The organism is Rugamonas fusca (assembly GCF_014042365.1).
GTDB lineage: Bacteria > Pseudomonadota > Gammaproteobacteria > Burkholderiales > Burkholderiaceae_D > Rugamonas > Rugamonas fusca.
The window spans coordinates 183,166-201,164 of the sequence record NZ_JACEZS010000008.1; the positions used below are offsets into that span (position 1 = coordinate 183,166).

Sequence of the window (17,999 nt, forward strand, 5' to 3'; positions counted from 1 at the left end):
GATATAAATGTTTTCTTCCCTGGAACTGACACTCCTGTTGCTGGGCGCGGCCGTGCTCGGCGTGGTCGCCTTCCGGATGATGCACATGCCCCCCATGCTGGGCTACCTGGCCGTGGGCATATTGATCGGCCCCCACGCGCTGGGACTGGCCGAGCAGAATGAAGCCAGCCAGACGCTGGCCGAATTCGGTGTCGTGTTCCTGATGTTCTCGATCGGGCTGGAATTTTCCACCGCCAAGCTGATGGCCATGCGCAGCATCGTGTTCGGGCTGGGCATGGCGCAGGTGGGGTTCACCATCGCGCTGGCCATGGGCTTTGGCTGGGCCATCGGCCACGTGCTGCCGGCCAGCTTGCACCTGGGCTGGCAGGGCGCGCTGGCGCTGGGCGCGACCATGGCCATGTCGTCCACCGCCATCGTCTCCAAGATGCTGACCGAGCGGCTGGAGCTGGAAAGCGCCCATGGCCGCAAGATCATCGGCATCCTGCTGTTCCAGGATCTGGCCGTGGTGCCGCTGCTGATCCTGATCCCGTCGCTGACGGAGCAGCCCGACCGCCTGCTCGAAACGCTGGGCTGGGCCGGCGTCAAGGCCGTGGGCGTGCTGGTGCTGCTGCTGTTCCTGGGCCAGAAGCTGATGCGCGGCTGGTTCACCATCGTCGTCAAGCGCCGCTCGCAGGAACTGTTCATGCTCAACCTGCTCTTGGTGACGCTGGGCGCGGCCTGGATCACGGAGCGGGCCGGCCTGTCGCTGGCATTGGGCGCGTTCGTGGCCGGCATGCTGATCTCGGAAACGGAATACAAGCACCAGGTGGAAGAAGACATCAAGCCGTTCCGCGACGTGCTGCTGGGACTGTTCTTCATCACCATCGGCATGCTGCTCAACGTGCGCCTGGTGCTGGAGAACTGGTGGCTGGTGCTGCTGTTGCTGGTGGGACCCGTGCTGCTCAAGTTCGCGCTGATCGCCGGCCTGGCCAAGCTGTACGGCGCCACCGACGGCGTGGCCCTGCGCACCGGCCTGGCGCTGGCCCAGGCCGGCGAATTCGGCTTCGTGCTGCTCAACCTGGCCGGCGGCAGCCATGTGCTGGCGCCGGACGTGGTGCAGGTGGTGCTGGCCTCGATGGTGCTGTCGATGCTGGCCGCGCCGTTCATCATCGCCAAGTCCGACCAGATCGTGATGAAGGTGTCGAGCAATGAATGGATGATGCAGTCGCTGGCGCTGACCAAGATCGCCAGCCGCACCATGTCGACCCAGAAGCACGTGATCCTGGCCGGCTTCGGCCGCAGCGGCCAGAGCCTGGCCACCTTGCTGGGCGAGGAAAAGATCGCCTACCACGCGCTGGACCTGGACCCGGAGCGGGTGCAGGAGGCGCAAACGGCCGGCGCCAACGTGTCCTACGGCGACGCGGCCCGGCGCGAAAGCCTGGTGGCGGCCGGCATCTACCGCGCCAGCGCTGTCGTCATCACCTATGCCAGCACGCCATCGGCGCTCAAGGTGCTGCACCTGGTGCACGAGCTGGCGCCCACCTTGCCCGTGATCGTGCGCGCGCACGACGACACGGACCTGGACCGGCTGAAGGCGGCCGGCGCGACGGAAGTGGTGCCGGAACTGATGGAAGGCAGCTTGATGCTGGCCTCGCACGCGCTGGTGATGCTGGGCGTGCCGCTGCGGCGCGTGGTGCACCGGGTGCAGACGGCGCGCGAGGAACGCTACGCCTCGCTGCGCGGCTACTTCCACGGCGCCAGCGACAGCAGCGAGGAGGCGGACCTGGTGCGCCTGCATTCGGTCACGCTGAGCGAAGGCGCGGCCGCCATCGGCAAGTCGCTCGGCGAGCTGAAGCTGGAGGACACGGGCGCGGAAGTGGCCAGCATCCGGCGCGGCATGGGCCGGCTGGAAGTGGACGCCCAGACCATGCTGGCGCCCGACGATGTGGTGGTGGTGCGCGGCGCGGCCGATGCCGTGAGCCGGGCCGAAAGCCGGCTGCTGCGTTAAGCGAAAAGCGGGGTCAAAGAAAGCGGGGTCAGGTCCGGCATCGCGCCACCGATTTGGCAGGTTGCCGGACCTGACCCCGCTTTTCTCAGGCGGGCAAGTGGCGGATCACGCGATTGCGCCCGCCCTCCTTGGCCTGGTACAAGGCGCCGTCGGCGCGCGCGAGCAGGTCGCGCGCCACCAGTTCCGGTTCGCCCACGGCCTGGTCGGGATCAAGACAGGCCACGCCGATCGACACGGTGACGGACAGGCGCACTTCCTGCGTCAGGCCGATCAGCGTGCCGGCCACGCTGGCGCGAATGCGCTCGGCCACGAAGGCGGCGCTATCGAGGTCCGCATCGATCAATAACACAACGAATTCCTCGCCGCCAAAACGGGCCAGCGCGTCCGACAAGCGCAACTCGTCCTTGATGCGGCCCGCCACTTCGCGCAGCACATCGTCGCCGCCCTGGTGGCCCACGGTGTCGTTGACGCGCTTGAAGTGGTCGATATCGATGAACATCAGCGAGATCGGGTAGCGCTGGCGCCGCGCGCGCGCGATCTCCTCGAGCAGCCGCCGGTCCAGGTAGCGCCGGTTGTAGACGCCCGTGAGCGAATCGGTCAGGCCGATGTACTTGAGCATCTCATTACTGATCACGTTTTCCAGGCAGATGGCGATAATGGATGCCATGTGCTCGATGAAGTCCGTGCCCAGGCTGGGCGTGAAGCGGGTCGGGTCCACGCTGCCCAGATTGAGGCAACCGATGATGCGCTTGTTGCGCATCAGCGGCACCAGGGCCACGCTTTGCAGCCCGGCCGGCGCGTTGGGGAACGGCAGCGCGTGGCGCGCGGGATCGTACATGCCCAGCAGCGGCTTGGGCGCCGGCGTGCTGGCGTTACGCCGGCCCAGGTCGAAGCCCAGTTCATCGACCTGCTCGACGAAAATCAGATGCGGAAAATCAGCGAACACCACGCCCAGCTTGCCCATCACGGTGCGGATGTCGGCATCCTCGTCGATCAGGGTCAGCGTCACGCTTTCCAGTTCCGAGATCACGGGCAGGTTGCGGAAGATGGTGCCCACCAGTTCCGGGAAGGTGCCGGCCCCCACGATGTCGAGGTCGAACGCCTGGTGGCGGCACATGATCGAGTGGTTGCGCTCGGCCTGCTCCAGCAGGTAGGCCATGCGCGCGCGCAGCGCCTGGTTCTCCGCCGCCAGCTCGCTGGCCCGCGTGGCGGGATCAGCGTGGGACGGCATCGCGCCGGTGACAGTGTGCGTCATAAAAACCAACCCTTACTCGATAGCGACTATGACCAGTAACCAGGCCGGATCGTGACGGAATTGACCATCCGGCAGATTACAACATTACGCCAAGAAACAGAGGTTGGAAATGCCAAAAAGTAAATTCAATTACAAAAACGCCAATTCAACATCGACTTCCTGGCCCAGCCGTATGCGCTGGCCGGCGCCGGCCATGACGATGGCATTCATGCCGAAGCAAATCGCGCCATCGAGCTCCGGCTTGGCGCGGTAGCTGCGCAACAGGTCCACGGGATCGGGGCCGATCTGGGCCGTATCCTGGTCCACGGACGGGATCGGGCAGCGCGAGCACGGCTTGACGGGCCGCAGTTCCGCCTCGCCCAAACGGTAGGCGGCCGCGTAGTCTTCCTCGAACGCTTCGAGGCCGGCGATGACGAGATTGGGGCGGAAGCGGTTCATGGGCACGGGGTCGCGGCCGGCCGCCACCAGGCGCGCGTTGAGGTCGTCCAGCGAGGCGGCGCCGGCCACCAGCACCGGGTAACCGTCCGAGAACAGGGTGGTGGCAGCCACGCCCTGGGTCCACTTCTCGCTGACCTTGCGCAGCGCGTCCGCGTGGAAGCGCACCAGCCGGCACGGCACGCCGATGGCGTTGCTGAACCAGGTGGCCGTGAGCGCGTCACAATCGTAGGCCAGCACGCTGTCGTCCCACACCTGCACGGTGCGCGCGACGGCCTGCTCGGGATGGGGCAAGCCCAGTGGAATCTCCAGCCGCAGCATGCCGGGCGCGCGCAACTCCAGCGTTTCGCCCTTCAGGCGCGGCACGATCAGGGCCATGCGCGGATGCTCGCGCTGGGTCATGAAGCGCCCTGCTGCATCAACCACCATCCATTCGCGGTCGTAGATGTGCTGGGTCATCAGACCCGCTTCGGTCAGCGTGGCTTCCTGCAGTGACAGGCCGGCGCAGGATTTGATGGGATAGAGGGTGATGGCGGTCAGCGTCGGCATACGGCACGTGGCGGCGCAGTGAGCGCCGCGGCAAGGTTGTCCAAAAGTGAAGTATGGCAGAAAGCGCGCAAGGTGTCAGACCGTGGGGCCTGGCACCTTGACGTGACACCTGCACCGCCTTGCTGCGCCGGGCCGCGCAGCGCGGGCGCTTATGCTTCGGACTTGGCGTCCTTGCGCGGACGACGGCCGCGCGGCTGGGGCTTGCGGGCTGGCTTGGCCGGTGCTTCCGCCTCCTGCGCGGCGGCCGAAGGCGCATCCGCTGCCGGTGCGGATTCGGGCACCGGCGCGATTGCCGGGGCGGCAGCCTCCACCGCGTCCGCCGCTTCGGTGGCGGCTGGCTTGGCCTTGTCCTGGGCCGGGGACTTCTTCTTGGCCGCGACCTTGGTGGCACGGGCCCCCTTGGCTGGCGGCTTGGCGGCTTTGGCTGGCTTGGCCGGCTTGGCATCGGCCTCCGGTTCCACCGCCTGGGTCGCTTGGGCCGTTTGACTGACCGGCGCCTGGTCGACCGGGTGCGCCGGTGCCACGTCCTCGGCCGGCGCGGACGACTGGGCCGCCACGGCATCCACCGCCGCGCTGGCCGCTGCCTTGCCACCCTTGTGTTCCGCCTGCTTGCGGCCACCGCGCTTGCCACGGCCATGACGGCCTTCCTGGCGCGGCTCGACCAGTTCCGCCTCGATGATGTCGGCCTGGTCGATGACTTCGCCCTCTTCGGCCGGGGCCAGCACTTCGACCAGTTCCACCACCTCCACCACGTCCACCAACTCGAACGGTTCCGCGTCCAGCACTTCCGGTTCGGCGTCCATCGCCAGTTCCGTGGCGCTTTCCTCGGCACGCTCGCCGCGCTCCGCATGGCGGCCGGACTGGCCACGGCCACGACCGCGGCTACGACGGCCATCCTGGCGGCCTTCGTGACGGCCTTCCTGACGCGGGGCTTCCACCGTTTCCGCCGGTGCGGCCGCTTCCGCTACGCCAGCACCATCGGCCAGCACGTGGCCGTTGGCGGCACCGCTGCTGCGGTACACGTAAGCGCCCGACTTTTCATCGCGGCCGAATTCCAGCAGGCCGCGGGCGCGCGCTTCCTCCAGCAGGTTGCCGAAGGTGCGGAAGCCGTAGTACGACTCGCTGAAATCGGGCTTGCGGCGCTTGATCGCCTCCTTCAGCACGGAAGCCCAGATCTTGCCGCTGTCGCCGCGCTCGGACACCAGCGCGTCGAAGGTGCCGACCACGATTTCCATGGCCTGGTTGCGGCGCTTCTCCATGTCCTCGCGGCGGCGCTTTTCCTCCTCGGGCGTGCGCTTGACGGCCGGCTGCGCATCGCGCGAATCGCGCTTGGCGGCGCGGCGGCTTTCGCGCACCAGGTCGTCGTAGAAGATGAATTCATCGCAGTTCGCCACCAGCAGGTCCGAGGTGGACTGCTTGACGCCCACGCCGATCACCTTCTTGGCGTTCTCGCGCAGCTTGGAGACGAGCGGCGAAAAATCGGAATCGCCCGAGATGATGACGAAGGTGTCCACGTGCGACTTGGTGTAGCACAGGTCGAGCGCGTCGACCACCATGCGGATGTCGGCCGAGTTCTTGCCGGACTGGCGCACGTGGGGAATTTCGATCAGCTCGAAGTTGGCCTCGTGCATGGGCGCCTTGAAGCCCTTGTAGCGGTCCCAGTCGCAGTAAGCCTTCTTGACGACGATGCTGCCCTTGAGCAGCAGGCGCTCCAGCACCGGCTTGATATCGAACTTGTCGTAATTGGCGTCGCGCACGCCGAGCGCCACGTTTTCAAAATCGCAGAACAGCGCCATGCTGACGTTATCGTTGGGAGATGCCATGTGGAATGTGTTTTTCTAGTGAGGAGAGTGAGGCCGGCGCGGCAGCGCCAAGGCGGGACGCCTAAGACAATGGGGCGATTATACCGAACTGGCCTGGCGGCGTTGGTGAAATGACCAGCCGTGCCGCCGCCTGGCATCACTTACCACGCACTTGTGCGAACAAGCCACATGCAAGGAGCAACCGGAAGTAGACAATTGCATTTAAACCACAGTCCGGATAAATTCCCACCTGGAAATTAACTTTACGTACTAATAAGCCATTTTGGCAACGCCCGCCATGGCTTACGATGTGCTTTTGCGAACCACCCGCTGACCTTATCCAGAGAAGAATGGCATGCGTAAATCCGGCACCCCACCAACCCGGCCGCCCCGTGGCGCCACCATCCGTCCCCAACGCTACCGCGCGCTGGCGCCCATGCTGCCACTGGCCCTGCTGCTGGCCGGCTGCGGCACCACCTACACGGTCGATGACGGCAGCCCGGTCGACGAAAAACTGCTGGCCCGCATCCGCACCTACGGCAAAGGCCAGCAGGCGCTGCGCCCCGGCATCATCAAGACGGCCGAACTGAAGGACAAGGATTGCAGCACGCAATATGAACTGCCATTCGTGACGGCGTCGTCCTACGACCTGCCCAAGCAAAAGAAGATCGCCTGGGTGCGCGGCTTGCGGGTAGACGAGCGCCTGACCGTGATCGCGGCCACACGCGAATCGGGTCTGGCGCTGGGCGACCATATCGAGGAAGTGGACGGTTACTCGAAGGCCGATACGGCCAAGATGCTGGAGGAACTCAACAGCCTGCGCGACGACGGCCGTCCGTTCAAGCTCAAGCTGGCCGGCGGCCGCAAGGTTACCGTCACGCCGGTCGAAGTCTGCCGTGGCCACGTCAACATCGCCGCGCCGGAGGCGACGGAAGCGCAAGGCTACCACTGGCTGCAAAGCACCCACCCGCTGGACCTGTTCGCGCAAGACCTGACACCGGACGAAGCGCTGTGGATGGTGCTGTGGACCCAGGGCTTGTCCGAGGAGGCGGGCGCGCGCATGAAGGTGTACCACTACGGCATGAAGATCGTCAAAACCGGCATCACCATCGCCAGCGTCGTCAGTGGCGTGAGCGCGGTGGCCAGCTCGGCCAACGCGGCCGCGGCGGCGGCGGCCAGCGCCCAGGCCAGCCGCGCCGCCGGCCAGGCCGCGCTGGAGGCGGCGGCCAAGGTGGCGGCGGACGAGGCGGCCGCCTCGCTGCGGGCCAAGGCGCAGAACGCGCTGTTGACCGTCGCGCGCAGCCAGGCGCAATCAGTGGCGATCGATTCGCTCAAGGCCGCCAGCGTGTTCAGGGACAGCCTGAGCGGCGTGTCCTGGGTGGCCGGCACCGGCTTCTACATGGCCGACCAGTGGGCCATAGCCCGCATGGCCAAGCTGGGGCGCGACCCGATCGCCGCCTACACGCTGCACTACAAGCTGGCCTCGCAATCGATGGCGCAGAACGCCTTCGTGTTCGACGAGGAACGCCTGAAATGGATGATGGGCTACGCGGACAAGAGCGGCAATGCCGAACGCGTGCAACTGGCCTTGAACGGCGAGGATCCGAATGGCCCCATCACCTACGCCGTCACCAACACGGTCGATCCGAACGTGCTGGAGACGTATGTGTCGGACGCGCCCCTGCCCGGCACGGCGGCCGCCGCCGTGGCCGCCGCCGCCACCGCACCCACTATCCGCGTGCAGGCGGGCGACGCCGTGATCGAAGGCGCGTTCGTGCTCGATGCCAACCAGGCCACCTACACCGGCAACGGCAAGGTGACGTGGGCCAACGGTGACGTGTACGTGGGCGACCTGGCGGCCGGCTACCGTACCGGCACGGGCCGCATGGAGTGGGCCAACGGCGACCGCTACGAAGGCCAGTGGCGCTCCAACCTGCGCCACGGCAAAGGCACGCTGACCTGGAAGAACGGCGACAGCTGGAGCGGCACGTTCCGCGAGGATGAACGCACGGAAGATGGCACGCTGTCGCGCAATACCGTCAAGCCGGCGCTGCCGGCCACGGAAAAGGACGCGTAATTGGCCTACGCCGCCAGTTTCTTGAACGCGGCGTGTATCCGGCTCAGGCCATCGAGCGCGCCCAGCGGAATGGCGATGTCGCGGCGTAGGCCCACTTGTGACTCGCCCGTGTTCACGCGGATCAGCGGGCAACCGATGGACTCACCGAACCTGCGCACGGTAGGAATGGCGGTGCCGGCGCCGATCTCCAGCACCACGGGACGCTGCAGGCGCGCCAGCCAGGTCTCGAGGCGGCTGATGGTGCGGTCCGCATGGTCCGCGATCCAGCCATCGTCGTTGAACATCAGGATGTTGGGACGGGCCACGCCGTGGCACGCGGGGCAGCGCGGCAAGGCTGATCGCAGCGTGCAGGTGGCGTTGTCGACGACGGGCACAAAATCGCCGGCCGGCCAGCGCGGCTGGCCACAGCCGGCCAGGCATTGCATGTGGTGGATAGAACCGTGGCATTCGGCCACGCGCTCCGGATCGAAACCCGCCTTCTGGAAATGGCCATCGACGTTGCTGTTGAAGACGAACGCGCCCTTGGGCATCGCGCTGGCCAGTTCCTTCAACATCCCAAAGCCGGCATGGGGCGCGGTGGCGCGGTACAGCGCCAGCCGGTGGCCGTAGAAGCCCCACGCCACTTCCGGCCGGTCGCGGAACGCGCGCGGATTGGCGATCTCGTGGAATCGCATGCCGAGCGTGCCCAGGCCGGGATAGGCGTGCCAGAAGCCACGGTCGCCACGAAAGTCGGGCATGCCGGAATCGATGGAGATGCCGGCGCCGGCCGTGATCAGCAGGCCATCGGCCTGCGAGATCAGCTCGGCGGCGTCCATGCAGGCGCGGGCGATAGTGTCCGCTTGCGATAGCTTCATCAGGTAATCCGTCCAGGTTTTTCGGCACGACAAAGAAACGCGACAAGAATAGCAAACCGCGTCGATGCGCGGCTTAATTTCTTTTGCGCCCCAACGGAAATCCGGCCATGCGCGACTGATTTATCCCGCCAGCCGCGCCAGCGCGAACAGCGCCAGGGTCACGACGATGGCGCCGCCGATGCGGGTGGCGATCTGCGCGAACGGCATCAGTTGCATGCGATTGGCGGCCGTGAGGATGGCCACGTCGCCCGTTCCGCCTTGTCCGCTATGGCAGGCGTTGACGATGGCCGCCTCGATCGGATACATGTTCATGCGGCGGGCCACCAGAAAGCCCGTCGCCATCAGGGCCGCGACCGTCGCCACGATGGTGGCCAGGTTGGCCAGCGTGAAGGCGGCGATCAACTTTTCCCACGGCGTCATGGCGGCGCCAATGGCGAACAGCAGCGGATAGGTCACCGCGGTGGAAAAGAATTTGTAGACCACCAGCGAACCCTGCTGCAACTGCGGGGACACCAGCCGCCCCAGCTTGAACAGGACGGCGACAAACAGCATCACCACCGGCGCCGGGAAGTCGAACAGCTTGGCCGACATCAGGCCCACCATGTACAGGGAGATCGCGGTCACGCCGGCGGCGGCCACCTGGGCCACATCGACCGTACCGGCGGGCAGCTCGACGACGCGCGCCTCGTTCTCGACGCCCGGTTGCAAGCGCCCTTCGCCGGTCAGCTGCGGGTAGCGCTTGCCAACGAAATTGAGCGTGCCCGCCATGAGGATGGCGCACAGGCTGCCCAGCATCACCGGCGGCAGCACCTGCGCGAACATATCGCCTTGCGCCTGGCCGAGGATGGCCGCGTAACCGATCGACAGCGGGATGGCGCCCTCGCCCACGCCGCCGGCCATGATGGGGACGACGATGAAGAACAGCGTGTGCTGCCAGCCCAGGCCGAGCATGGCGCCGACCAGCGTGCCCACCAGCGCGGCCACCACGGTGCCGGCCGCCAGCGGCGCGAAAATCTTCAGGAAACCCTGCACCAGCACCGTGCGGTCCATGCTGAAAATGCTGCCGACGATGATCGAGGCGATGAACAGGTACAGGAAATTGCTCACCTTGGTAAATTCCACCACGTTCTTCAGCAGCACGGGCGGTATCGCGTGCAGGTAGACCAGCAACGAAGGCACGAAGGTGGCGAAGATGGCGGCCGCGCCGATGTTGCGCAACAGCGGCATCCGTTTGCCGAACTCGGCGCAGGTGAAGCCGCCGACGGCCAGCACGGCGATCGACACCGAGATGTCGGTCGGCAGCTTGCCCAGCGCGATAAAGCCGCCGAGCAGCGCCAGCAGCAGCAAATAGATCGGCAATGGAATCAGGCCGACCCGCGTATCCATCACCCGCCACGCGTAAATATGCCATGGCGTCTTGCCATGCGGCTTGCCGGCGCTGTCCTCGAGCGGGGTGCGCGATGGGGGGAGTTGGGCGGGTGTACCGCCGTCGGCATGGCGGGCGTGGGAAGTATTCATGGGCTTACTGTCGTCTCTGGAAATTAAAATCTTCTGTTCACCTTGGGCATGGCCCCAGGGTCAGTGACGACTATATCGGCCCAACCTTTCAATCCGCTATCGGCCGCGGATCAGGCGCGCAAAGAAAAAGCCCCGGCACCTTGGCAGGAACCGGGGCTTGATCATTCGTTCGCATCCGCCGGGATGCGAACGGATGCTGACACGTTTAGACGTTGAACAGGAAGTTCAGCACATCGCCATCCTTGACCACGTATTCCTTGCCTTCGGCGCGCATCTTGCCCGCTTCCTTGGCGCCGGCCTCGCCCTTGTAGGCGATGAAGTCGTCGTAGGAGATGGTCTGGGCGCGGATGAAGCCGCGCTCGAAGTCGGTGTGGATCACGCCGGCCGCCTGTGGCGCCGTGTCGCCCGTGTGGATGGTCCAGGCGCGCACTTCCTTCACGCCGGCCGTGAAGTAGGTCTGCAGGCCCAGCAGCTTGTAGGCGGCGCGGATCAGGCGGTCCAGGCCCGGCTCTTCCATGCCCATGTCGGCCAGGAAGGCGGTCTTGTCAGCGTCGTCCAGGTCGGCGATTTCCGACTCGATGGCGGCGCAGATGGCCACGATGGGCGCGTTCTGCGCAGCGGCGAACTTGGTCAGCTGGTCCAGCAGCGGGTTGTTGGTGAAGCCGGTATCGGACACGTTGGCCACGTACATGGCCGGCTTGGCCGTAATCAGGCACAGCGGCTTGATCAGCGCCATCTCGTCGGCGTCCAGGCCCATGGTGCGCACCGGCTTGCCTTCGTTCAGGTGCGGCATCAGCCGTTCGCACAGGGCCACCAGCTTGGCCGCGTCCTTGTCGCCGGAGCGGGCTTTCTTGTTTTCGCGGTGGATGGCTTTTTCCACCGTGCCCATGTCGGCCAGGGCCAGCTCGGTCTGGATCACTTCGATGTCGTCGAGCGGGCTGATCTTGCCGGCCACGTGGATCACGTTGTCATCCTCGAAGCAACGCACGACGTTAACGATGGCATCGGTCTCGCGGATGTGGGACAGGAACTGGTTGCCCAGGCCCTCGCCCTTGGAGGCGCCCGCCACCAGGCCGGCGATGTCTACGAATTCGACGATGGCGTTGACCATGCGCTCGGGCTTGACGATCTCGGCCAGCGCGGCCATGCGCGGATCAGGCACTTCCACCACGCCCACGTTGGGTTCGATGGTGCAGAACGGATAGTTTTCGGCCGGGATACCGGCCTTGGTCAGGGCGTTGAACAGGGTGGACTTGCCGACGTTGGGCAGGCCGACGATGCCGCATTGGAGACTCATGAAAAACCTTTAATTAATCAATCATGCCGGCGAGCGGCACTGAAAAACGGCCGGCGAGGCGGCGTTTGCTGGAAATTGTGCTGTTTTGCAGCGTTCAAGGAACAATTGTAACTCTCTCGCCACCGCTATTCAAAAAAATACCCGACAATGGGCGCTAAAATGAAAGTTTTATTCACCAAACAGGAAATCGCATGATCTTGCGCAATGCCGGACGGGAGCAATTCCGCCACTTCATGACTATCCCCACGCGGTGGATAGACAACGACCAATATGGCCACGTCAACAATGTCGTGTACTACAGCTATTTCGACACGGCCGTGAACCAGTTCCTGATCGAGGAGGGCGTGCTCGACATCCACAACGACCAGCTGGTCGGTTACGTGGTCGACAGCGCCTGCGCCTACTTCAGCCAGCTCTCCTTCCCCGACCTGCTGCACGTGGGACTGCGCGTGAGCAAACTGGGCAACTCCAGCGTGCGTTATGAAATCGGCATCTACCGCAACGACGAGCCGGTGCCGGCCGCCGCCGGCCACTTCGTGCACGTGTACGTGGACCGCGCCACCAACAAGCCCGTCACCATTCCCGACAACGTGCGGGCCGTGCTGGCGAAGCTGTAAAGGCGCGATCTGGGGTATCCTGTCGCCACCCAAAAACAGGAGACCCTCGATGCCGCTTTCCCCTACCCGCGCCAGGCTGGCTACCACCGCCCTGCTCGCCAGCCTGATCGGCTGCGCACTGTGCAGCGCTCCCGCACTGGCCGCCGCGCCCGCCACGGCCATGGCCCAGTCGCCCGCGCAACAGAAGCTGAACCAGCTGGCCGACGCGTTCTACCAGGCCCGCGCCCGCTTCGATCCGCTGCTGTACGCCACCGCCAACGGCGACAGCCGCTACGACGACCAGATCGGCATGAACATCGTGCCCAAGGCGCGCGCCCGGCAGTTCGCGCTGTACCGCCGCATGCAGCAGCAACTGCGCGCCATCCCGCGCACCGCGCTGGCCGACCAGGATCAACTGAACTACGACCTGCTGGCCTACGAACTGCAATGCGCGCTGGACCTGGCGCCCTTCCCCGAACACCTGCTGCCGCTGGACCAGATGGATAACGTGCCCAGCACGCTGGCCAACTACGCGGGCGGCACCGGTTCGCAGCCGCTGTCCACGCCCAGGCAATACGACGCCTACCTGAGCCGCCTGACCCAGCTGCCCGGGTGGATAGACCAGGCCATCGCCAACATGCGCGAGGGCATGCGCACCGGCGTCGTGCAGCCGAAAGCGATCACGCTGGCCATGCTGCCCCAGTTCCAGCAACTGCGCAGCGCCACGCCGGAAACGAACATCTTCTACACCCCGATCAAGAACCTGCCGGCCGATTTTTCCGCCGCCGACAAGCAGCGCCTGACGACGGCCTACCGCCAGTTGATCGCGACAAAACTGGAGCCGGCGCTCGAACGCCTGAGCACCTTCCTGGAAAAAGAATACCTGCCCGCCAGCCGCACCAGCACCGGCTGGAGCGCCCTGCCGAACGGCGCGGCCTGGTACCAGGCCCGCATCAAGGACGCCACCAACCTGCCGCTGACGCCGGACGCGATCCACGCGCTGGGCCTGAAGGAAGTGGCGCGCATCCAGCAGCAACTGGTGGAACTCGGTCCCAAGCTGGGCTACGACGGCCCCGCCAAAGACCTGCCGCAGTGGGTCAGCGCGCAGGCGAAATACAAGCCATACACCAGCGACGCGCAGGTGCTGGACGCCTATCGCAAGATCAACGACACGGTGCTGGAAAAGCTGCCTGCCTATTTCAGCCTGCTGCCCAAGGCCAAGCTGGATCTGCAACTGGAGCCGGAGCTGACCCGCGCCACGGCGTCGGACCACTACACGCCGGTGGCGGCCGATGGCTCCCATCCCGGCGTGTTCTGGCCCGTGGTGAACGATGCGCACAAGTACAGCACGTTCGGCATGGTCAGCCTGTTCCTGCACGAGGGCTTGCCCGGCCACCACCTGCACGCGGCGCTGCTGAAGGAATTGCCGCTGCCGGACTTCCGCAAGTTCAACACGGAGAACCCCAACAGTGCGGCGTTCACGGAAGGCTGGGCGCTGTACAGCGAAACGCTGGGGCGCCAGTTCGGCCTGTACGCGCAGCCGGAGTTCTACTACGGCCACCTGAACGCGGAAATGCTGCGCGCCGTGCGGCTGGTGGTGGATACGGGCATGCACGCCAAGGGCTGGACGCGCGAGCAGGCGATCCAGTACACGATGGACACGCTGGGCTTCAGCGAAGCGCGCGCGCGCAACCAGATCGAACGCTACATGGCCACGCCGGCCCAGGCGCTGAGCTACAAGATCGGCGCGCTGAAAATCCTGGAACTGCGCGAGCGGGCGCAGCAGGCGCTGGGCGACAAGTTCAGCTATCCGGCCTTCCACGCCGTGGTGATCGGCGACGGCACGCTGCCGCTGCCTATCCTGGAGGCGCGGGTGGACCGCTGGATTGCGGCGACGAAGTAGGCGCGCAAAAGGTGAAGTGAAGATCCGCCAGTGAAGGTCCGGGCCGCGCCCCGGGGGCGCACAAGTCCGGGCCGCGGCCCGGACTGCCCGTACTATCAGGCCGTATGCAATTTCATGGTAGCCGCCTCGAATTTACCTTCGCAAATCTGCGGCATCACCAGCAAGCTTTTATCGATGGCTTGCTCGATCAGTTCCTGGTCTTCGCGGCGCGGGCGGTGCAGCACGAAGTCGGCCACCTGCTGCTGCAAGCTCAGGGAACGGGGATGGCCGATACCCAGCCGCAGCCGCCAGTAATCCTGCGTGCCCAGCGCGGCCGTGATGTCCTTCAGGCCGTTGTGGCCGCCGGCCGAGCCGCCCCGCTTGAGCCGCGCCACGCCTGGCATCAGGTCCAGCTCATCGTGCACCACCAGCACTTCCTCCGGCGCGATCTTGTAGAAGCGCGCCAGCGCGCCGACCGACTGGCCGGAACGGTTCATATAGGTTTGCGGTTCCAGCAGCCATACTTCATGGCCGGCGATGGCGGTCTTGGCCACCAGCGCGTTAAAGCGCGTCTCGCGCTGCAGGCGCGCGCCGGGCAGGCTGTTGGCCAGGTTGTCGACCAGCCAGAAGCCGGCGTTGTGGCGGGTTTGTTCGTATTCGGGGCCGGGGTTGCCGAGGCCGACGATCAGGCGGATGGGCATGGCGTTTCTATCGTTAAGAATTCTCATTGCGCGCAAAACGGCGCGCCGTAAAAAAACCCGCCAGGCTCGCGCCGGCGGGTTTTTCATTCACTTCCGCATCGCTGCGGCGTGAAGATTACTTCTTGCCTTTGGCGGCTGGCTTTTCTTCAGCGGCAGGCGCGGCGGCTGCTTCAGCAGCAACGTGGCCGGCTGGCACGGAAGCGGTAGCAACGGTCAGGTTCGAACCGTGGGTCACGGCGGTCACGCCGGCTGGCAGGGTCAGGTCGGCGATGTGCACCGAGTGGCCCACGTCCACGTTTGCCAGGTCAACGGTGATGAACTCTGGCAGGTCTTTTGGCAGGCACGACACTTCGATTTCGTTCAGCACGTGGCTGATGTTGGCGCCGTGCAGCTTGACGGCTGGCGACACGTCGGCGTTCACGAAGTGCAGGGCAACTTTCATGTGCACTTTGGCGTTCGGGTCAACGCGCTGGAAGTCAGCGTGCAGTACCAGTTGCTTGTATGCGTGGACTTGGAAGTCGCGCAGCAGCACTTGCTGGACTTGGCCGTCGATTTCCAGATCCAGGATCGACGAGTGGAACGCTTCTTTTTTCAGCGCGTGGTACAGGGCGTTGTGGTCCAGGGCGATGGTCACTGGGGCTTCGGTGCCACCGTAGACGATGCCAGGGGTCTGGCCGGAATTACGCAGGCGGCGGCTCGCTCCGGAACCTTGCAATTCGCGTTTGAATGCGACAACTTTCATGTGATACTCCAAAAAATACAGGGCTCGCGCCCCGTGTTAGGAAGCGCCCCGCGACCAGGGCACTTCAAGAATGAGCAAGCAACGCTCATGAATCCGGAAAAACACAACGGCGCTCGGCTAACAAAGCCAGGCGCCGCCGGTGTTGCTGATACTGTTGTCTATCTTAGTCGATAAACAGGGAGATCACGGAATCGCCCTTGATGATGCGTTTGAACGTCTCGGCCAGCAGCGGTGCGCAGGTCAGCTGGCGGATCTTGCCGCAAGCCTTGGCCGCGTCCGACAGCGGAATCGTGTCCGTCACCACCAGTTCATCGAGCGACGAGCTGGTGATGCGGTCGATGGCGGGACCGGACAGCACGGCGTGGGTGCAATAGGCGATCACTTTCTGGGCGCCGCGCTCTTTCAGCACTTCAGCGGCCTTGACCAGGGTGCCGGCCGTATCGACCATGTCGTCCATGATCACGCAGTTGCGGCCTTCCACTTCACCGATGATGTTCATCACTTCGGACACGTTGGCCTTGGGACGGCGCTTGTCGATGATGGCCAGGTCGCAGCCCAGGCGCTTGGCCAGCGCACGGGCACGGACCACGCCGCCCACGTCGGGCGACACCACCAGCAGGTCCTGGTAATTTTTCTTCTGCAGGTCGCCCAGCAGGATCGGCGAAGCGTAGATATTGTCGACCGGGATGTCGAAGAAGCCCTGGATCTGGTCCGCGTGCAGGTCCATGATCAGGACGCGTTCGACGCCCGCTTCTTCCAGCATGTTGGCCACCACCTTGGCCGAGATGGCCACGCGCGCCGAACGTGGGCGGCGGTCCTGGCGGGCATAACCGAAGTAAGGAATGGCGGCCGTGATGCGGCCTGCCGATGCGCGTTTCAGAGCGTCAACCATCAGGATCAGTTCCATCAGGTTGTCGTTGGTCGGAGCGCAGGTCGATTGCAGCACGAACACGTCCTTACCACGGACGTTCTCGTTGATTTCAACCATCACTTCGCCGTCCGAGAACTTCGAGACGTTTGCCTTGCCGAGTGGAATGCCGAGGTTTTTTGCGACTCCTTCTGCCAACGCAGGATTAGCGTTGCCGGTAAAAACCATCAGGTTTTCGTAAGCCATTGGGAGTCCCAGAGATAGAGTGTGAAAATTTCTGAAAAGTCGCCAGCGGTAAGCCCGCGTGGCGCTGTACTATGAATGACCCGCGTGGGCGGCATCATCTGCCTTCCCTCTGGCTGGAGGCCAACTTCGCCTCGACAGAATCGCAGAGAAAATGAATGGCAGGGGAACAAGGATTCGAACCTTGGTATGCCGGAATCAAAATCCGGTGCCTTAACCAGCTTGGCGATTCCCCTACGCAACTGACTGCTTGTCGTTACATGCCCGGCATTCTACCGGAAACTTCACGCTAAGCCAAATCTTTTTTCCTACTCACAACAAGCTGGCGATGGGATGCTTGTCCAGTGCTTTGGCTTTCCAGGCAACCCACTTGGCAGGCACATTTCTGAGCACCGCGTCCGCTTCGACTTCACTGCCAACCGCACAAAACACACAAGCTCCGGAGCCAGTCATCCTGGCGTCACCGTAAGCAGCGAGCCATTCGATCGCCTCGGCTACCGGCGGGAATAACTGCGTTGCCACTTGCTGTAAATCGTTCTTTCCGTACCCTTTCAAACTCGTTTGTTTTTCGAGGTAGCTGGAAAAGTCCGATATTATGACGGGCGGAGTATTCCTTGTCAAATGTTCCGAGCAAAAAATTTTCGCGGTCGGCACTGCCACGCCCGGCTCGATCACCACGTACCAGCAATCAGGCGCGCGCACCGGCTGCATGGCCTCGCCCACGCCTTCAGCGAACGCGGTCTGGCCGAAGATGAAGAATGGGATGTCGGCGCCCAGCGGCAGGCCCAGCGCCATCAGCTCCTCGCGCGTCAGGCCGGCGCGCCACAAATGATTGAGCGCCATCAGCGTGGTGGCCGCATCGGATGAGCCGCCACCGAGGCCGCCGCCCATGGGCAGGATCTTGTCGATGGCGATGTCGACGCCGGGCGGCAAGGCGCCCGTGCGGCGCAGCACTTCCGCTTGCAGCAGGTGGGCGGCGCGGATGATCAGGTCCTGCTGCTCAGGCACGCCGGCCACCTCCGTCACGCGATGGATTTCATGGTCGTCGCGCAGCGTGTAGTGCAGCGTGTCGCCGCGGTCGATCAGCTGGAACACGGTTTGCAGCAAATGGTAGCCATCGGCGCGGCGGCCATTCACGTGCAGGAACAGATTCAGTTTGGCCGGGGCCGGGCAATGGTTCAAACTAGGCATAT

The 17,999-nt window shown here is 64.7% G+C and carries 14 protein-coding genes and 1 tRNA gene; 4 read left to right on the forward strand and 11 right to left on the reverse strand.

The features are described from left to right. Window positions 1-7 precede the first annotated feature (7 nt). On the forward strand, window positions 8-1,987 hold the full coding sequence (locus H3H36_RS11590) for a monovalent cation:proton antiporter family protein (RefSeq protein ID WP_182217582.1): 1,980 nt from the start codon (window positions 8-10) through the stop codon (window positions 1,985-1,987). Window positions 1,988-2,072: 85 nt separating this feature from the next. Here H3H36_RS11590 and H3H36_RS11595 read toward each other — a convergent pair whose 3' ends face one another. The 3 genes from H3H36_RS11595 to H3H36_RS11605 all read right to left on the reverse strand — a co-directional run bounded on the left by H3H36_RS11595 (window position 2,073) and on the right by H3H36_RS11605 (window position 6,049). Beyond that, a complete protein-coding gene (locus tag H3H36_RS11595) occupies window positions 2,073-3,242 on the reverse strand; it encodes a GGDEF domain-containing protein (RefSeq protein ID WP_182217585.1) in 1,170 nt (389 codons plus the stop codon). 129 nt (window positions 3,243-3,371) lie between these two features. Beyond that, entirely contained in the window at window positions 3,372-4,226 is an 855-nt protein-coding gene (locus tag H3H36_RS11600; protein WP_182217588.1) for an MOSC domain-containing protein, read from the reverse strand. A 149-nt stretch (window positions 4,227-4,375) separates the two neighbouring features. Further along, on the reverse strand, window positions 4,376-6,049 hold the full coding sequence (locus H3H36_RS11605) for an NYN domain-containing protein (RefSeq protein ID WP_182217591.1): 1,674 nt from the start codon (window positions 6,047-6,049) through the stop codon (window positions 4,376-4,378). Between the two features lie 334 nt (window positions 6,050-6,383). Here H3H36_RS11605 and H3H36_RS11610 point away from each other — a divergent pair, with 334 nt between their 5' ends. Further along, window positions 6,384-8,105, forward strand: coding sequence for an MORN repeat-containing protein (locus H3H36_RS11610; protein ID WP_182217594.1), 1,722 nt, complete (start codon window positions 6,384-6,386; stop codon window positions 8,103-8,105). 5 nt (window positions 8,106-8,110) lie between these two features. On the opposite strand, the gene H3H36_RS11615 is transcribed toward H3H36_RS11610, so the two are convergent. The 3 genes from H3H36_RS11615 to ychF form a co-directional block, all read right to left on the reverse strand. Continuing rightward, window positions 8,111-8,959, reverse strand: coding sequence for an SIR2 family NAD-dependent protein deacylase (locus H3H36_RS11615; protein ID WP_182217596.1), 849 nt, complete (start codon window positions 8,957-8,959; stop codon window positions 8,111-8,113). Window positions 8,960-9,079: 120 nt separating this feature from the next. Next, window positions 9,080-10,477 (reverse strand): 2-hydroxycarboxylate transporter family protein, encoded by a 1,398-nt coding sequence (locus H3H36_RS11620; protein WP_229219863.1) that lies wholly within the window; start codon window positions 10,475-10,477, stop codon window positions 9,080-9,082. A 205-nt stretch (window positions 10,478-10,682) separates the two neighbouring features. Then, a complete protein-coding gene (gene ychF, locus H3H36_RS11625; protein ID WP_182217598.1) occupies window positions 10,683-11,774 on the reverse strand; it encodes a redox-regulated ATPase YchF in 1,092 nt (363 codons plus the stop codon). A 191-nt stretch (window positions 11,775-11,965) separates the two neighbouring features. On the opposite strand from ychF, the gene H3H36_RS11630 reads away from it, so the two are divergent. Both H3H36_RS11630 and H3H36_RS11635 read left to right on the forward strand, forming a co-directional pair. Further along, a complete protein-coding gene (locus H3H36_RS11630) occupies window positions 11,966-12,391 on the forward strand; it encodes an acyl-CoA thioesterase (RefSeq protein WP_182217600.1) in 426 nt (141 codons plus the stop codon). 49 nt (window positions 12,392-12,440) lie between these two features. Continuing rightward, window positions 12,441-14,273 (forward strand): DUF885 domain-containing protein, encoded by a 1,833-nt coding sequence (locus H3H36_RS11635; protein ID WP_182217603.1) that lies wholly within the window; start codon window positions 12,441-12,443, stop codon window positions 14,271-14,273. A 95-nt stretch (window positions 14,274-14,368) separates the two neighbouring features. On the opposite strand, the gene pth is transcribed toward H3H36_RS11635, so the two are convergent. From pth to ispE, 5 genes are all read right to left on the reverse strand, one after another. After that, complete coding sequence (pth, locus tag H3H36_RS11640; RefSeq protein ID WP_182217605.1) at window positions 14,369-14,953, reverse strand: aminoacyl-tRNA hydrolase; 585 nt, start codon at window positions 14,951-14,953, stop codon at window positions 14,369-14,371. A 115-nt stretch (window positions 14,954-15,068) separates the two neighbouring features. Continuing rightward, window positions 15,069-15,695, reverse strand: coding sequence for a 50S ribosomal protein L25/general stress protein Ctc (locus H3H36_RS11645; RefSeq protein ID WP_182217608.1), 627 nt, complete (start codon window positions 15,693-15,695; stop codon window positions 15,069-15,071). A 163-nt stretch (window positions 15,696-15,858) separates the two neighbouring features. Then, the gene (locus tag H3H36_RS11650) at window positions 15,859-16,809 is read right to left on the reverse strand and encodes a ribose-phosphate pyrophosphokinase (RefSeq protein WP_182161935.1); all 951 of its coding nucleotides are present in this window, start codon (window positions 16,807-16,809) and stop codon (window positions 15,859-15,861) included. A gap of 156 nt (window positions 16,810-16,965) precedes the next feature. Next, window positions 16,966-17,042: transfer RNA gene (locus tag H3H36_RS11655), tRNA-Gln, on the reverse strand. 76 nt (window positions 17,043-17,118) lie between these two features. Next, a complete protein-coding gene (ispE, locus tag H3H36_RS11660; protein WP_182217610.1) occupies window positions 17,119-17,997 on the reverse strand; it encodes a 4-(cytidine 5'-diphospho)-2-C-methyl-D-erythritol kinase in 879 nt (292 codons plus the stop codon). Window positions 17,998-17,999: the final 2 nt, after the last annotated feature.

Bases quoted from the DNA above. Each gene is read 5' to 3' on its own strand.
- H3H36_RS11620 (WP_229219863.1), bottom strand. From the start codon at position 10,477: ATGAATACTTCCCACGCCCGCCATGCCGACGGCGGTACACCCGCCCAA.
- H3H36_RS11635 (WP_182217603.1), top strand. From the start codon at position 12,441: ATGCCGCTTTCCCCTACCCGCGCCAGGCTGGCTACCACCGCCCTGCTC.
- ychF (WP_182217598.1), bottom strand. From the start codon at position 11,774: ATGAGTCTCCAATGCGGCATCGTCGGCCTGCCCAACGTCGGCAAGTCC.
- H3H36_RS11590 (WP_182217582.1), top strand. From the start codon at position 8: ATGTTTTCTTCCCTGGAACTGACACTCCTGTTGCTGGGCGCGGCCGTG.
- H3H36_RS11605 (WP_182217591.1), bottom strand. From the start codon at position 6,049: ATGGCATCTCCCAACGATAACGTCAGCATGGCGCTGTTCTGCGATTTT.
- H3H36_RS11650 (WP_182161935.1), bottom strand. From the start codon at position 16,809: ATGGCTTACGAAAACCTGATGGTTTTTACCGGCAACGCTAATCCTGCG.
- H3H36_RS11600 (WP_182217588.1), bottom strand. From the start codon at position 4,226: ATGCCGACGCTGACCGCCATCACCCTCTATCCCATCAAATCCTGCGCC.
- pth (WP_182217605.1), bottom strand. From the start codon at position 14,953: ATGCCCATCCGCCTGATCGTCGGCCTCGGCAACCCCGGCCCCGAATAC.
- H3H36_RS11615 (WP_182217596.1), bottom strand. From the start codon at position 8,959: ATGAAGCTATCGCAAGCGGACACTATCGCCCGCGCCTGCATGGACGCC.
- ispE (WP_182217610.1), bottom strand. From the start codon at position 17,997: ATGCCTAGTTTGAACCATTGCCCGGCCCCGGCCAAACTGAATCTGTTC.
- H3H36_RS11645 (WP_182217608.1), bottom strand. From the start codon at position 15,695: ATGAAAGTTGTCGCATTCAAACGCGAATTGCAAGGTTCCGGAGCGAGC.
- H3H36_RS11630 (WP_182217600.1), top strand. From the start codon at position 11,966: ATGATCTTGCGCAATGCCGGACGGGAGCAATTCCGCCACTTCATGACT.
- H3H36_RS11595 (WP_182217585.1), bottom strand. From the start codon at position 3,242: ATGACGCACACTGTCACCGGCGCGATGCCGTCCCACGCTGATCCCGCC.
- H3H36_RS11610 (WP_182217594.1), top strand. From the start codon at position 6,384: ATGCGTAAATCCGGCACCCCACCAACCCGGCCGCCCCGTGGCGCCACC.